The following is a 15,750-nucleotide window of genomic DNA, read 5'->3' as shown; positions in this document are numbered from 1 at the left end:
ATGCCTCTCTTTCAATTACTGTAATAACTGCAGTATCTGTGAAGGTCTCTGATTGGCCTGTGCCATCATTGATGTTCCAGCCTGTGATAGAACCTGCTGTGTTGAATATGTTGTCATCTCTTCTGCCATATCAACATCCATGATTCTTGAATAAGCTGCTGTCATATTTTCTACAGTAATATCAAGTCCGCTGACTGTGTGCTCAAGTCTGTTCTGATAAGCACCAAGTCTGCTTCGGATAGAGCTTATTGTTGTGATAGCATTCTTTGTGCTCTCGATTGCTTCCTGTGCACCCTGAAGATTTGCCATGTCAAGGTTATAAAGAGAAAGTGTTCTAAGTGACACTTCTGGAATTCTGACGTCAAGTGTCTGGCCTTCGTTGGCACCAACCTGCATGGTCATTGCTCCCTGAGCAGTAAGCTCAACATACATGTCGCCCTTATAGGCCTGATCGATCTGAATACTAATTGACTTACCTGTGCTGTCTTTAAGTGTCAGTACATCCTCTTCTACAGTTGCTGTCATGTGGTTTGTCATGTACTGCTCGCCATTTTCTTTGTAGATCTTGATATTTGCTGCAACAGCATCATCAATGAAAATAGCTTTTTTATCTACACCTGTTGAACCAATAAGATTTGCAAATTCAACATCGATTCCTTCAATCCTGTATTTTCCGGCTTCTACTGCGTCTGAATAGCTACAGAGCTTGACGTTAGGGTTGGTCTGACCATACTTATCTGTTACATAGCCCTTAAGATCAAAGGATCCGTCAAGGATACTCTGTCCATTGAACTGTGTAGTATTAGCCATTCTCTCGATCTCTTCTTTAAGAAGTGTTACCTCTTCCTGAATGATCTCTCTGTCTGAATCAGTAAGAGTACCGTTACTAGCCTGAATAGCAAGCTGTCCCATTCTCTGTAAGACCGAATGAATCTCAGACAGGGTACCATCTGCAACCTGTACGATAGAAATAGCATCATTTGATGAGTTGTTAGCAACTCCAAGTCCTTCGATCTGAGAATTCATACGACGTGACATTGCAAGGCCTGAAGGATTATCCTTGGCATTTGCAATCTTTAGACCACTTGATAATCTCTCAAGTGATTCAGATAGTCTTTTATCAGTCTTCTGTAATGCATTGTTAGCGATCATTGCTGATACATTATAATTAACTTTCATTTCAACCTCGTTTCTGCACGTATCTGCCACCCTTAGAGAGCTTCGATAAATGCTTTTGCCATTTTTAGCAAAGTAGTTGTATCTGTGTTGTTGTTCTGTCCGCCATCCATGGCTCTGGCAATTCCCGTGCCTACTCCTGTAGGTTTACTCTGTGCGTGATAGAGGATACTGATCATATTCTGGTCTACACCTATATCCTTTATCATATTCGCAAGATTATCACACATTTTCTGCCTGATTCCTTCAAGATATTCAGATTCTTCGGCGTTTTCTGCACTTGTTGTAGTGAGCATTCCGTTTATCACGCCTCCCTTTTCGTAAAGACTTGCTGTAATAAGTCCATACTCATAGGTCTGAATACTTGCGTCCATCCTTGTGATATTGCTGTTGTCACTTCGCAAAGTGACATGCATTGAAACCTTGGTTCCTTCTACTTCTACTGGGATCTCAAAGCTTCCTCTTTCAGCATTTCCGCTCATTACGGACAACTGCTTCTGCATGAGTTTTATTGCCCTTACATCAATGAAACTGTTTTCCGGATTAAGTATTTCTTCGGAAAGCTGATCTCTCAGAGAAAGTACCTGTTTCTGATACTCTTCTTCATAGCCTTCTTCTCCAAGAAGTGAAGTGAGCTTATCCTGGATCTCGTCAGCCTTTTCATCATAGTCAGTTGCCTTTTCCCAGATTTTGCCGCTCTTTCTGTCTCGCCTGTTAGCGATCATGGCTTCAAGATTGTTGTAGGTGAGCTCCATATCAAGTGCATCCATCTCATCAAGAGTACTTTCTGTAAGCCTGGATGCTACTGTCTCTCTGATATCTTTTAGCTGCTCATCGCTATACTTTCTTTCAAGCTCTTTATCAATCTCAGCCTGACTGAGCGCATTTGCAAGGTCTGGTAAAAGAGTCTCATTCTTAGGTGCTGCCTTGGCTAACTTCTCAGGTTCAAGGTTCTCATATACTATATCGGCTTGTGCACTATAAAACCTGAAGGCTGAATTTATCTGTTCATCAATTTTTATTCCAGATTGTCCTGCTGATAAACCTCCAAAATCATCATCAACAGTGAAATCCAAGCCTCTTTTTGAAGTCTTCTGAGTTCTTGTTGCCTTCAAAAGATTTCCCAAAGTCATATCCTGATCTGTCTTAAGAAGTGATCCAATAGCCTGATAATCTGTTGCTTTGATGGTATGAAAAAGTCTGTATATGCCGATAAATGACTGCTTTTCTGCCTCTGTAATATTACCTTTTTTCTCAAGCTTATAAAGGAACTTCGCATACTTCTCATCAGATTTACTATTTCCACCAGAAGAATCGTTGTTCCCTCCCATGAGATTCTCATCAAGACTTTTTCCAAGTTCTTCTATAGTCATTCCAAGAGGATTCTTGCCATCTCTTATAAGATCAAGAACTGCTCCCGGTTTTAGTCTCTCTATTGTGGACTTAAGCTTCTGATCCCAGGATCTTACCTTTTCAAAGTTCTCTTCGTTTATTTCCATGATGTTATATCCAAGGATCCGGACTGCTCTTCTGTTCTCATCATTTAACTCTTTGCCCAGATCCTGCAATATATCATCAACATTTCTAAAGGCTTTTTTGATGCTGTCTCCAAGGTCGGCTCGTGGGGCTGTCATAAGCTCTTCATATCCTTGGCTTGCTGCCTTGAACTTCATTGTGAGCTTTGCTGCTTCTTCACTTATCTTTCCAAGTGTTGCAGTCTCAAACTCAGAAGACATCTTGCCAACAAGATCTGCTGGAGCTGTCCTGATGATCGAGATCCTAGAAAGAGACATCTCAAAGATTGCCTTTGAGCTAACCCCCGTAACATGGGTATGCTCATCAACTGCCTGACCTGCTGCCTCATCAGCCTGCTGCCCAAGAATGCTCTTAAGTCTCTCAATGAGCTGCTCCATAGGCGCTGTGTCTATAGAAAATCCACTATCTAGAAGCTGCTTATTTGCTTCTACTGTCATCTTAAGCCTTACTTCTTCAAGTTGGAGCCTTGCTGTCTGGGATGCCGCAGTATCATAGTAAGCTGCATTTACAGAGACTGAAGAATACTCAGCTTCAAATAAATTCTTAAGATTAACTTCTTTTCCCTGTGAAAGAACCTTGTCTACTGACGTATCTGAAAGCTTTGCTGTTTTATCTGCAATCTCAATAGCTCTGCTCATATTACTTGTCGGATCTATAATATTGCCTTCTACAGCGCTCTTTCCATCTGCTATTGCTGATGTTATAACGCTTGCAAGTTTTTCATCCTTTATAGGAAAAGAAATCTCTTTAAGCTCGATCACACGATCTAAATTCTCAGCAGTAAGTGGAATGCCCTGCATTACTGTCCACTTAGCCATATCAATAACATGGTCATCCTCTGCAGAAAGCCCAGCTTCGTTTGCTACCTTTTCAAGCTGGGGGCGAAGCTGCTCCCAATCGTAACTGTCTGATTTCTGAGCGTAATATCCGCTCATATCCTGAGCATAGAAGCCTCTTCCAGATGCATTCTGGCCATTTGTACTGTGCTGAGCCAAATATACATTGCCAATTGTAGCTGACTTATTGTTCAGCACCAGGTATTTGACCGCACTATCATCAAGGTTCTCCATCTGAGAAACCTCCTCATAGGCAACCTTGGCATCTGTTATGTTTTCTTCTGTTAATGGAATGTCATTTTCAGAAAAACTGCTTTTGAGCGCAGAAGCAAAACCTTTGTTTCCAAAGATCTTGGTAAGCTTATCAAGACTCATGTCATCATTGTAGCCCACAACCTCGACGCCAGCCTGCAGGAGGGCGCTCTTGATCCTATCTACTATGGTGACTGTCTCTGCACTATTTAGATTTTTAAGATCAAATCCATCCTCAAGGGCCTTTGCGTAATCCTCCCCTGACATGGTATTTGATAAAAGAGCCATAAAATTATGTCTATTCAAAACATCCGTGTTTTCTGCCATGTTGCTGATGTCATCAATGCTCTTTGCATTTTTTGCATATGCGTCGTCACTAAAAAGACTTGAATCTAACTGTACTGCATATGCGCTTCCACCAGTCTTTTCTGTTCTTCCAGCACTTAAACCTGTTCTATTTTCTGCTTCCATGCCGTTTATGAACGGTTTCTTTTCAGCGCGCTGGTCTGTAATGTTTTGAAAAGTTATATTCATCTGCGCCTCGCTAAAGAAATCTACACGAAAAAAGGTGACGGTTTATTCCGTCACCTTCTATTTCGGCACATGGTCATAAATTCTTAAGACTTATTTTTTCTTAGTTGTCTTTGTTGTTTTTGTTGTGGCTTTCTTCGTGGTTTTCCTGGCAGTCGTCTTTTTTACAGGCTCCAGTTCTGGATTTTGGAATACAAACACCTCTGCTCCATAAGGAGGAAGGTCAAGAGTTATGCTGTAATCCTTGTAATCGCAAAGGCCAGCTACTGCTTCTATCTTGGTCTCCACATTACTGCCAACTCCGCCGTATTTCTTTTCAGCGCTATCAAGAATCTTGGTATATGTTCCGGCAAAAGGAACACCCACCATAAAGCCCTTTCTTTCAACAGGAGTCATATTGAGCACAAAAAGAATGTTATCTCTGCCATCAATAGCTCTGCGATAGAAGCTATAGGTGCTTCGCTCCTTGTCATCAGCGTTTATCCACTCAAATCCGCCCCAGTCGTCATCTACTTCATAAAGGGCAGGATATTTTCTATAGATCTTAAGGAGCTCTCCTACGTAGTCCTTCATTCCTCTGTTTAGTTCATTTTCCAGAAGGTACCAGTCAAGCTCTCTCTTCTCGCTCCATTCTCTCTCCTGGCCAAAGTCCTGTCCCATGAACAAGAGCTTTTTTCCTGAATGACCAAACATATATGTATAGCCAACTCTTAGGTTTGCGTACTTATCAACCTTATAGCCTGGCATCTTCTCAACCATTGAGCATTTAAGATGAACTACTTCATCATGAGACAGCGGCAGAATATACTTTTCTGAGCTGTTATAGCTCATAGCAAAGGTCATCATGTAGTGCGCGCCCTGTCTAAAATATGGATCCAGCTTCATGTACTCGCAAAAATCATGCATCCAGCCCATATTCCACTTGTAGGCAAAGCCAAGTCCTCCTTCTTCTGGAGGAGCTGTAACCTTTGGCCACGCTGTAGACTCTTCGGCAATAGTCAGAACTTCCGGATATGTTCCTCTGACTACTGAATTTAAATGTTTAAAGAACTCGATAGCTTCAAGGTTCTTATTCTCACCATACTTATTTGGTATCCACTGGCCGTCCTTCTTGCCATAATCAAGGTAGAGCATCGATGCCACAGCGTCTACTCTAAGTCCGTCCACATGGAACTTTCTGATCCAGAAAAGAGCATTTGCAATTAGGAAGTTCTTGACCTCTGGCTTTTCCAAATTGAAGATCTTGGTTCCCCAGTCAGGATGCTCTCCCTTCCTTGGGTCTGGATGCTCGTATATACACTGTCCATCAAAACATGCAAGGCCAAATTCATCTGTAGCAAAGTGGGCTGGTACCCAGTCAAGGATAACACCAATATTGTTCTTGTGAAGCTTGTTCACAAGATACATAAAATCAGAAGGCTCTCCATATCTTGCAGTTGGAGCATAGTACCCTGTAACCTGATAGCCCCATGAACCATCAAAAGGATGCTCTGCAATTCCTATAAGCTCAACATGGGTGTACTTCATTTCTTTGAGGTACTCGACTATCCTATCAGCAAACTGCCTGTAGGTATAGAATCCGTCCTCTGTTCCATCCGGATGTTTCATCCAGGAACCAATGTGACATTCGTAGATAGCAAGTGGCTGACGAGTGATCTCTTTTCCTTTGATGCTCTCATACCACTTGGAGTCAGTCCACTTAAAGCCTGAAAGGTCAGTTGTTCTTGATGCATTTCCTGGTCGTAGTTCTGCAAAGTTTGCATAAGGGTCAGCCTTGTAAAGCTTTTTACCCTCTGGTGTAGTAATGAGATATTTATATAGCTGCCCTATTCCAACTCCAGGAACAAAGCCAGTCCATATATTTCCTGTCTTAGTTCTTTTGAGCTGGTGAGCAGTCTCATCCCAGTTGTTAAAAGAGCCAATAACATGGACATCAGCAGCATTTGGCGCCCATACTGCAAAGAAATATCCTTTTTTGCCGTTCTCTTCAGAAGGGTGTGCTCCTAATTTTTCGTAGATCTCGTAATGTGTTCCTTGTCCGAATAGGTACTCATCTGCTTCAGATATAAATACTTTTTGCCCCATACTACAAAGCCCCCTCGCTTATAATTTGTAATCAGTGCATAAAATCTTTTTCTCTGAGGATAACCATATCGTTCTCGTCGTATCTCTTGTTGACGATAACATCAATAAAATGAGCTACTGTGCGCTTCTCTGCATAATAGATCGCATCGTCTATGATATCCTTGACCTCTGAAACAGTCACTTCATGATCTAGTGTCTGTCTTTCTGAAATTCTGGTATGCAATGCCAAGATACCTAAGTTATCTATAGCATATTCTTTTTCTAATGCGTACTGCTTGGCGTAAGCAACAAGTGAATCATCATCAAGAGCCTCAATATCTACTCTTACATTAAAGCTCTGCTTAAGAGATGGATTCTTATCAAGGAATCTGTTCATATCTTCCTTGGTATCTTCCATAACGATGATAAGTCCCTTATTCTCCTCCTGAAGGATCTTAAGGAGTTCTCCAACTGTTTCTGGAGTAAGATCTGCTGCCCTCTGAATGATAAGAGCGCCATTTGCAAGCTTCTCAAAAATTGTAGATGTGCTCTTCTTGTTAAGAGTATTGGCTGTGATCTTAGCTACTTTACCGCTGAAGTTCGAATCAGATGCCTGAACAGCCTTGATAAGGCCTTTAGCAAGGTTTACTGTTCCAGCGCCTTCCTCTCCAGTTACGATAGCGTTTCCACTAAATGCGTCCATACTAAGATTATCAATTGCGTTGATGATCTGCCTTCTGGACTTTTTGTGGTGGATGTATGGTCCAAAGAGCTGCTTCTCCTCTGGAGTCATAGTTCTTACGCGCTCTTCGATCTCTCTGTTTCCAATATGTCTCTTGCCCTTGTCATGCTTCTTCTCAGGCTTTTTATCGGATTTTTTGTCTGCCTCCTTGTCGGAAGCTTCTTTCTTTTCAGGCTCTTTCTTTTCCTCAGCCTTAGAAGAACCTTCTTTAGCCTTGTCTTCTGAAACTTCTTCATCAGACTCGTCGGCTTCTTCTGATTCTTTTCCTTCCTCAGAAGACTCTTCAGCCTCTTCGCTAGAAGCTTCTGCTACTTCCTCAGTTGCAGCCACAGCTTCCTTAGTCTCTTCAACATCGGTTTCTTCTGGCTCTTCCTCTGAAGTTTCTGGAACTTCTGTTGTATCTATATCTTCATTCTTGATGACTCCGTCAACTGCTTCATCAATAACATCTTCGTTATTCTTGGACCAGTCACCTCTTCCTGAAGCTTTGTCGTGTCTTTCCTTCTTGAGGGCCTCTGAGATTGCTTTCTCAAGCTTCTCCTGAAGACCAGCCTTAGTCTTTTCATCATAATCAGCAAAAAGATCTCCAGTCTCCTCAGCAACCAGCATCTTCACGCGCTGAAGCTGTTTCTCCTGCTGGTTCTTTTTGAAGTCTTCCCAGTTCTGCATGTACTCTGAAATGCTGATCTGACCAGTTATCTGTTTCTCAACTTCTGGCTCAGGCTCCACAGCCATACTGATCTGGCCGTCGTATTCCTGAGAAAGATAATTATCAAAATGGCTAGGCATCTGATATGCAGCATTTGGATGAATGACTGCTCCAGGAACCTCATCCTCTAATGGCTTTTCTTCATAAACCGGCTGATGAAGGGATGTCTTTTCCTCACCCAGAATAGGGCCGTTGCCGCCATACTTGATATCTATTCCAAGCTCCGGCTCAGCTTCCTCTTCTTCATCTTCTGGAAGATCATCTATGACTTCTTCTACGGCCTCTTTCTTATCTACATCATCTGTCTTTTCCTGATCTGCTGATACATTCGTCTGTGTGTCAAAGAACAGCTCCTCCATTCCAGTTGATGTCTGCTCGAAGTCATCCTGATCTGCCTCTGCAGGAATATCCTGATCATCCTCAAATATCTCTGCGGTAATAGGCTGTACAGGGCTTGAAGGACTTGTCTCCTGTCCTGTAACAGGCTCATATGATCTAAGATCACCTTCTGTATCGTCACCTATTACTGCTTTTAAGTTCTCTGCAAGGGCTTCCTGAAGGTTCATTGTGTTGTAATCACTTACGTCTACTGATGGCTCTTTTATCTCGCTGATATGTGGATAAACTATCCTGTCCATTTCGCGGGTAGGCTGATCCGTAGGAAGTGTATCATAAGCAGGCTCCTGCTCTGGCTGATATGTGCCATTATTGTACTCCTGGATCACCTCATCAGTTACAGGAGGCATCTCCTTGGTAGGCTGCTTGATCTCTACTGTTCTAGGCTCATCGGTTCCAACTTCATCCTTGTCTACGATGATGCTCTTATCTATGAATCCGCCATGGTTCTGCTTATATCTGATATATCTGTCCTGCTGCTCAGGAGAAAGAGGTTCGTGAAGAGCCTTGAGTTCAAGAGCCTTCATAACATAATTGCCGTCACCAAGCCACAAGAAAAGCTCATCGCAAGTTTCAATACACTCAGTAGTGAGACCTACGCGATGATACAAGTAAGCTAGTTCATATACCCATTTTTCTTTGTAATCATGCTTTTTGAACTCCTCCAGAACTGCTATACGCTCTTCAAGACTAACTTCCTGAGCCTCATACAGTTTGTACTGAAGGATATATCTTGCTGTGTCGCGTGGCGCAATCCTTACAAACTCTTTGTAATACTCAACTGCCTGAACGAACTCCCCCATTTTGATAGCAAGTTCACACAGTGAATAGACAATCTTCCTTCCTGTAGGAAATCTGTCATATGCCATGAGAAGAATGTCTCTACTCTCCTCGTAACGTCTGTTGATCTTGTATAAGTCACTTATCATACAGAGCATCTGCACGCTCTTAACACGTTTCCAATCAATTGTATCAGCGATCTTGACCGCTTCGGCAAAACTGCCTTCCCCCACCAGAGCTTTTATCTCGTCCGCTCTGATCTTGTACTCAACTTTATCCAAAATATCTACCTCTTTGATACTAAAACTACAATATCTAGTGTTAGTATAACACTAGGCCATTATCTTTGTAAAATATCGGAAAGCTCTGCAAACTGTGAAAGTGCAAGCACTTCTCCTCTTGCTTTCTCATCAATCCCCATCTTAACTAGTGCTTCTTGAACCTGCTCCCTGGAAACCTTCAAATTTGGATTATTTGAAAGTGAATTCGATAAAGTTTTGCGTCTCTGATTAAACGCTGTCCTGATGATCTCAAAAAGATACTTTTCATCCTTTACCTGTACAGGCTTGTTCTCATACTTTTTAAGATGAACAACAGCTGATCCAACTCCTGGCTGCGGTATGAAGCTGCTAGGTGGAACATCCATAACGTTCTCAGCAGAAGCATAAAAGCCTACTGCAAGAGAAAGAGCACCATAATCCTTATTGCCTGGTCCCATGACCATTCTGTCCGCAACTTCCTTCTGAACCATTACTGTAACACTCTCAATAGGAGCTCCGCTTTCAAAAAGCTTCATGATGATAGGTGTAGTAATGTAGTAAGGAAGATTGGCAACAACCTTAATTGGCTTGTTGTCATTGTATTCCTTGATGATAGATTCTATATCCACCTTCAAAACATCTTCATTTATCACTGTGACATTGTCATATTCTGAAAGTGTATCTGCAAGGACCGGCATAAGTGTCTTGTCGATTTCAACTGCAATAACTCTTTTTGCTGCCTCAGCAAGATACTGTGTAAGAGTTCCAATACCTGGTCCGATCTCAAGTACGCAGGTATCCTTGGTCACTCCTGAAGCTTCTACTATTCCTTCCAAAACGCCATTATCTATCAAAAAGTTCTGTCCGAACTTCTTTTTGGCACTCATATTGTATTTAGCAAGCACTTCCTTAGTACGTGCACTATTTCCAAGATATGCCATTTAACCCTCCATCAAAAGACCATACATACGCTTTGCATTATCTTCTGTAATCTTGATCACCTCTTCTGAGCTAATGCCCTTAATAGCAGCTATAGCATCTACCACAAGCGGAAGATTAAGAGATGAATTACGTCTTCCTCTATTTGGTTCCGGCGAAAGGTAAGGACAATCCGTCTCCAAAAGAATACGCTCCATAGGAGTCTGCTCCACAACTTCCTTCATCTTCTTGCCGTTCTTAAAAGTAACTACGCCGCCGATACCAATATAAAATCCCATATCGACGCAGATCTTAGCAATCTCTTTCGAATATGAGAAACAGTGAACTACTCCTCCGATCTCTTCTGCATGATTCTCTTTCATAACTTCGAGAGTATCCGATGCAGCATCTCTAGAATGAATGATCACAGGAAGCCTCTGCTGCCTTGCCAGCTGAAGCTGTCTCGCAAACCATTTCTTTTGAAGCTCTGGAGAAGGCTCTGGCCAATGATAATCAAGACCGATTTCTCCTATGGCTACACATCTGCCATCCTGACTCCATTCTCTAAGAAGTTCAAATTTATCTTCATCCAGTTCTGCTACTTCGCTTGGATGAACACCAACTGCAGCATGGATAAATTCATATTTATGTGCGAGTTCCAAAGTCTTTCTTGTAGTCTCTAAACTTGCTCCAACATTTACTATATTTGTGATTCCAGCGCCCTCCATAGACGCAAGAAGTTCTTCTCTATCTTCATCAAACTGCTCATCATCATAATGAGCATGCGTATCAAAAATCATTTTTTTCTCCTAATTACTGTATTACCTATCTAATTTACCATAAAAAAAGAGCCGTGAAAACCGCATAAATACAGAAGATTTTAATTTTTTTAAAAAATTAAAAAAAGTGCTTGCATTTCTGTTTTAGCCGTAGTAATATATCACTTGTCGTTAAGACACGGAGACAACCGAACAACACAAATGCGCTGCTAGCTCAGTTGGTAGAGCACCTGACTCTTAATCAGGTTGTCCAGGGTTCGAGACCCTGGCAGCGCACGCCGAGTACTGTTTTCGAAGGTATATCCTTTGGGGATGGTACTTTTTTTCGCGTTAAAGTGAGCCACGCAATATAAAATAAAAGAACATATCTCGTGAGGAGTTTACTCATCAAAGAGATATGTTCTTTTTATTTTAGTTTATGCGGCGAACGCCGCGTAAACGAGGAATCTGCCCTGCAAATTTCGAATCTTGCATGGCCACAGCGCAGCTCATTTTCTCATCCCTGCGCTTTTTCAGGGTGTTCTAACATTTCCTGCATTGTATGCCATCCAAGGACCGCACATTTAACTCTCGCCGGCATATGAGCCACATCCTGGAGTGCCACAGCCTCATCAAGAGCCTCTAAGCTCTCCTCATCTGTTACTTCTCCCTTGATCATACCCATAAATGTTCCAGCAAGCTTAATTGCATCCTCTTTGGACTTACCAACAATCTGATCTACCATCATATCAACAGAAGCCTGTGAAATAGCGCATCCACTTCCATCATATAATCCTTCAACAATAACTCCATCTTTAATCTTAAGCTGAAGTGTAATATCATCACCGCAACTTGGATTAACGCCCCTTAAAACAAGATCTGGATTCTCCATCTTACCCTTGTGAACTGGATGAAGGTTATGTTCATTAACTATCTCTCTATATAACTGTTTAAGCTCCATATCCCATGACCTCTCTTACCTTTGAAAGCTTGTCTAAAAATCTTTCAACTTCACTCTCTGTATTATAAAAGTATACACTAGCCCTTGCTGTTGAACCAGCCCCTATAAATTGCATAAGCGGCTGAGCGCAGTGATGTCCTGCTCTAACACAGATGTGATCGTCATTAAGGATTGAAGCCATATCATGAGGATGAACACCATCCATTGTAAATGTAACTATTCCGCAGTGCTTTTTTGGATCTTTTGATCCATATACTTTAATATATGGAAGCTTAGCCAGTCCTTCCATTAACATTGTTGTAAGTTTCTGTTCCTGAGCCTCTATAGCATCAAATCCAACGTTTTGGATATATTTGATAGCTTCTGCAAGACCAACAGCGTCACCAGCATTTACTGTACCAGCTTCAAATTTGTGAGGAATTTCAGCGTATGTAGCATCTTCTCTTGTTACATACTCGATCATCTCACCGCCTCTTAAAAATGGCTGCATTTGCTCCAAAAGCTCATATCTGCCATACAAGGCACCTATTCCCATAGGAGCAAGCATTTTGTGTCCAGAAAGGGCAAAAAAGTCTGCTCCAAGGTCCTTAACATCAACTTTCATATGAGGTGCTGACTGAGCACCATCTACTACAACAATCGCGCCCTTTGAGTGAGCGTACTCAGCAATCTCTTTTACCGGATTAGTAACACCCATTACATTAGATACATGACCTATAGCCACGATCTTAGTCTTGTCTGTTATCTTGGACTTATACTCCTGCTCTGTGATAGTGCCATCTTCCAAAGGCTCCATAAACACAAGCTTTGCATTGTTCTTTTTGGCAACCATCTGCCATGGAAGCATATTGCTGTGATGTTCCATAACGGAGATAACGATCTCATCTCCCTCATGAACATTTTCAAGGCCATAGCTATATGCCACAAGATTTAATGACTCTGTAGTATTTCTTGTAAAGATTATCTCTTCCGCTCTGGATGCTCCGATAAAATCAGCCACCACTGCTCTTGAATTCTCATATGCGTCTGTAGCTGCCATACTCCAGTCATACAAGCCTCTTAATGGATTTGCATTAGCTGTCTTGTAAAAATTGCTTACCGCCTCTAAAACCTGCCTAGGTCTCTGTGAAGTAGCCGCATTATCAAAATATACATAGTCGCCAGAATTTAATTGATCAAAATCCTTGCGGAAATCTCCTAAATTACTCATTTGCCACCTCAATGTCAGATCATACTATATTCTGAATATAATACTGAACTTTCTGCATGATTTCTGGGTTAGGTATCATCCTAGCCACGCTCTCAAGTCTAGCCTTTATCATGATCTTCTTTGCCTCTTCTTCATCTATACCTCTAGCCTGCATATAGAATAGAAGCTCTTCGCCAAGCTGACCGATAGTAGCACCATGTCTACCATCAACGTCTTCCTCCTGGCACAAAATAACAGGCATTGTCTTGTTCACAACGTCAGGGCTAAGAAGGAGTGTATCTTCCTGCTCATCTCCAGCAGACCCTGCACTTCCGTTCTTAAAATCTATAGTTCCTCTAAAGGTCTTTTGAGCTGCATCCATCAAAACACCCTTAAACTGCATATCTGCGTTTGTCTTCTTGCCTCTGTGATCAGAAACATAGTTGATATCAAGGTTATGATCTTGCCTGCAAAGATATCCCATATTGCTGTTAAATACAGCTTCTCCTTCAACAAGGTTGATATAGCATCCAGCCCAGGATTTCTTGGCGCCAAGCTCTAATGAAACAACATCAATCTGGCCCTTTGCAAAACATGCGCCACCAATATCATCAAGATGCATGAAGCCATCTCCAAGAAGCTGTACCTTTACTACGTTGATCTTGGCTCCTTCTTCAGCAAGAAGCCTTGTGCTGACACCGTGGAAACCAGAAGCTTCTTTATCAGAAATGTAAGTCATGATAACCGTGACTTCAGAATTCCTTCCAGCATGCACTACCTGACCAGAAAGACTTCCCTGGCCGTCCTTCATTTCATATCTAAGAACGATAGGTTCAGCTACTTTGGTTCCTTCTGCAACAGTGTATACGTCTACTGTAGCCCCTGTGCTGATCATGAGCTGATCTACATCGATACCCATACCAGTTCTGATGGCCTGATCCTTATCTCTATATGACATATCTGCATTTGGCGCACCTGGAACACCAGTAGTAACCAATATTCTATCTTTGTTTGCTCTAAAGATGTCTCCTGCCTTGTCAAAAGATACTGCTCTATCTAATGATACTCCAGCTGGAACTGTTCCTACCTCAGGGCACTCCAAAGAATCAATTGTTATATCTGAGCCTGTGATCCTGCTGTCATTGACATGCAAAAAGTTGTAAGTCAGGACAGGGAGCACATTTACTCTCATGTCTAAATCTTTTTTCATTGTAGACCTCTCTTACGCGTTTGAATGTCCACTCATCTCAAGCTTGATGAGGTTATTCATCTCTACAGCATATTCTAATGGAAGTTCCTTAGAAACAGGATTCGCAAATCCGCTTACTATCATTGTCTTGGCATCTTCTTCACTAATGCCACGAGACATAAGATAAAATACCGCTTCATCACTGATTCTTCCAATCTTTGCTTCGTGTCCTACATCTGCATCATCTGTTCTGATGTCCATTCCAGGAATTGTATCTGCTCTTGAAATGCTATCAAGCATAAGTGAATCGCAAGAAACAGATGCCTTTGCCTTCTTGGCTGTGTTCTGGATAACTACGCTACTTCTGTAAGTTCCGATTCCGCCATCCTTGGAAATAGATTTTGTTGAAATAGAAGATGATGTGTATTTGCCCTGATGAACAATCTTGGCACCTGTATCAAGGTTCTGTCCCTGACCAGCAAAAGTGATACCAGTAAACTCTGTCTTGGAGTGGTCACCCTTAAGGATTGTCATAGGATAAAGGTATGATGTATGTGAACCAAAAGAACCTGATACCCATTCCATGATACCGTTCTCCTCAACAAGCGCTCTCTTAGTGTTGAGGTTGTACATGTTTTTGGACCAGTTCTCAATAGTTGAGTAACGAAGTCTTGCTCCCTTGCCAACGTAAAGCTCTACGCAACCAGCGTGAAGATTCGCTACATTATATTTAGGTGCAGAACATCCTTCTATGAAATGAAGATCTGCTCCTTCGTCTACTATAATAAGTGTGTGCTCAAACTGTCCTGCTCCGGCAGCATTCAATCTAAAGTATGACTGAAGCGGGATATCTACCTTAACTCCCTTTGGAACGTACACAAATGAACCACCTGACCATACTGCTCCATGAAGAGCCGCAAACTTGTGGTCTGTAGGTGGAACCAGTTTCATAAAATGATCTTTGATCATATCAGCGTATTCGCCGTGAAGAGCTGACTCTAAGTCTGTATAGATTACGCCCTGAGCTGCAACTTCATCTTTGACGTTGTGATATACAAGCTCTGAATCATACTGTGCACCAACACCCGCCAGAGATTCTCTCTCCGCCTGTGGGATTCCGAGTTTTTCGAAAGTATTCTTGATATCTTCAGGAACATCTTCCCACTTGCCCTTCATATCTGACTTGTGTCTTACATAAGAAGAGATCTTGTCCATATCAAGGCCATCTATATCTGGCCCCCAGTCAGGGAACTTGATCTCGTTATAAAGCTTTAGACATTTTAATCTAAATTCTCTCATCCAGTCAGGATCGTTCTTTTCCTCAGAAACCTTTAATACTGTTTCTTCAGTTAGTCCCTCTTCCAGACGATAGAAATCTTTTTCATTTTCTACATCTTTAAAGTCGTATATGCTGCGGTTGATATCCGCAACAACCTGCTTGTTATCGCTCATA

At 41.9% G+C, this 15,750-nt stretch carries 10 protein-coding genes and 1 tRNA gene; 1 reads left to right on the top strand and 10 read right to left on the bottom strand.

The window, feature by feature from the left end:
- Positions 1 to 15: 15 nt before the first annotated feature.
- The 6 genes from bhn_RS00730 to bhn_RS00705 form a co-directional block, all read right to left on the bottom strand.
- Positions 16 to 1,179: a flagellin N-terminal helical domain-containing protein gene (locus bhn_RS00730; RefSeq protein ID WP_071174913.1), complete on the bottom strand. Its 1,164-nt coding sequence runs from the start codon at positions 1,177 to 1,179 to the stop codon at positions 16 to 18.
- 32 nt (positions 1,180 to 1,211) lie between these two features.
- A complete protein-coding gene (locus tag bhn_RS00725) occupies positions 1,212 to 4,334 on the bottom strand; it encodes a DUF6240 domain-containing protein (protein ID WP_071174912.1) in 3,123 nt (1,040 codons plus the stop codon).
- A 90-nt stretch (positions 4,335 to 4,424) separates the two neighbouring features.
- Entirely contained in the window at positions 4,425 to 6,416 is a 1,992-nt protein-coding gene (gene glgB, locus bhn_RS00720; RefSeq protein ID WP_083385594.1) for a 1,4-alpha-glucan branching protein GlgB, read from the bottom strand.
- Positions 6,417 to 6,447: 31 nt separating this feature from the next.
- Positions 6,448 to 9,303, bottom strand: coding sequence for a tetratricopeptide repeat protein (locus tag bhn_RS00715; protein ID WP_071174911.1), 2,856 nt, complete (start codon positions 9,301 to 9,303; stop codon positions 6,448 to 6,450).
- Between the two features lie 59 nt (positions 9,304 to 9,362).
- Positions 9,363 to 10,223, bottom strand: a complete 861-nt coding sequence (gene rsmA, locus bhn_RS00710) for a 16S rRNA (adenine(1518)-N(6)/adenine(1519)-N(6))-dimethyltransferase RsmA (protein WP_071174910.1) — start codon at positions 10,221 to 10,223, stop codon at positions 9,363 to 9,365.
- Positions 10,224 to 11,000 (bottom strand): TatD family hydrolase, encoded by a 777-nt coding sequence (locus bhn_RS00705; RefSeq protein WP_071174909.1) that lies wholly within the window; start codon positions 10,998 to 11,000, stop codon positions 10,224 to 10,226.
- A gap of 182 nt (positions 11,001 to 11,182) precedes the next feature.
- On the opposite strand from bhn_RS00705, the gene bhn_RS00700 reads away from it, so the two are divergent.
- A tRNA-Lys gene (locus bhn_RS00700) sits at positions 11,183 to 11,255 on the top strand.
- A 220-nt stretch (positions 11,256 to 11,475) separates the two neighbouring features.
- Here bhn_RS00700 and sufU read toward each other — a convergent pair.
- From sufU to sufB, 4 genes are read right to left on the bottom strand one after another with little or no spacing between them, the layout of a single operon-like run.
- Entirely contained in the window at positions 11,476 to 11,919 is a 444-nt protein-coding gene (sufU, locus tag bhn_RS00695) for a Fe-S cluster assembly sulfur transfer protein SufU (protein ID WP_071174908.1), read from the bottom strand.
- Positions 11,909 to 13,129, bottom strand: a complete 1,221-nt coding sequence (locus tag bhn_RS00690; RefSeq protein WP_071174907.1) for an aminotransferase class V-fold PLP-dependent enzyme — start codon at positions 13,127 to 13,129, stop codon at positions 11,909 to 11,911. The genes sufU and bhn_RS00690 overlap by 11 nt, the downstream gene beginning before the upstream one ends.
- A 19-nt stretch (positions 13,130 to 13,148) precedes the next feature.
- Positions 13,149 to 14,318 (bottom strand): SufB/SufD family protein, encoded by a 1,170-nt coding sequence (locus bhn_RS00685; RefSeq protein WP_071174906.1) that lies wholly within the window; start codon positions 14,316 to 14,318, stop codon positions 13,149 to 13,151.
- Between the two features lie 12 nt (positions 14,319 to 14,330).
- Complete coding sequence (sufB, locus tag bhn_RS00680; protein WP_071174905.1) at positions 14,331 to 15,749, bottom strand: Fe-S cluster assembly protein SufB; 1,419 nt, start codon at positions 15,747 to 15,749, stop codon at positions 14,331 to 14,333.
- Between the last annotated feature and the right edge of the window lies 1 nt (position 15,750).

This window comes from Butyrivibrio hungatei, assembly GCF_001858005.1.
Lineage (GTDB): Bacteria > Bacillota > Clostridia > Lachnospirales > Lachnospiraceae > Butyrivibrio > Butyrivibrio hungatei.
The sequence above is the reverse complement of the archived record's forward strand: the minus strand, read 5'-3'. Positions and strand labels throughout refer to the sequence as shown.

Excerpts from the sequence above, each read along its gene's own strand:
- bhn_RS00730 (WP_071174913.1), bottom strand. The coding sequence starts at position 1,179 with ATGAAAGTTAATTATAATGTATCAGCAATGATCGCTAACAATGCATTA.
- bhn_RS00725 (WP_071174912.1), bottom strand. The coding sequence starts at position 4,334 with ATGAATATAACTTTTCAAAACATTACAGACCAGCGCGCTGAAAAGAAA.
- glgB (WP_083385594.1), bottom strand. The coding sequence starts at position 6,416 with ATGGGGCAAAAAGTATTTATATCTGAAGCAGATGAGTACCTATTCGGA.
- rsmA (WP_071174910.1), bottom strand. The coding sequence starts at position 10,223 with ATGGCATATCTTGGAAATAGTGCACGTACTAAGGAAGTGCTTGCTAAA.
- bhn_RS00705 (WP_071174909.1), bottom strand. The coding sequence starts at position 11,000 with ATGATTTTTGATACGCATGCTCATTATGATGATGAGCAGTTTGATGAA.
- sufU (WP_071174908.1), bottom strand. The coding sequence starts at position 11,919 with ATGGAGCTTAAACAGTTATATAGAGAGATAGTTAATGAACATAACCTT.
- bhn_RS00690 (WP_071174907.1), bottom strand. The coding sequence starts at position 13,129 with ATGAGTAATTTAGGAGATTTCCGCAAGGATTTTGATCAATTAAATTCT.
- bhn_RS00685 (WP_071174906.1), bottom strand. The coding sequence starts at position 14,318 with ATGAAAAAAGATTTAGACATGAGAGTAAATGTGCTCCCTGTCCTGACT.
- sufB (WP_071174905.1), bottom strand. The coding sequence starts at position 15,749 with ATGAGCGATAACAAGCAGGTTGTTGCGGATATCAACCGCAGCATATAC.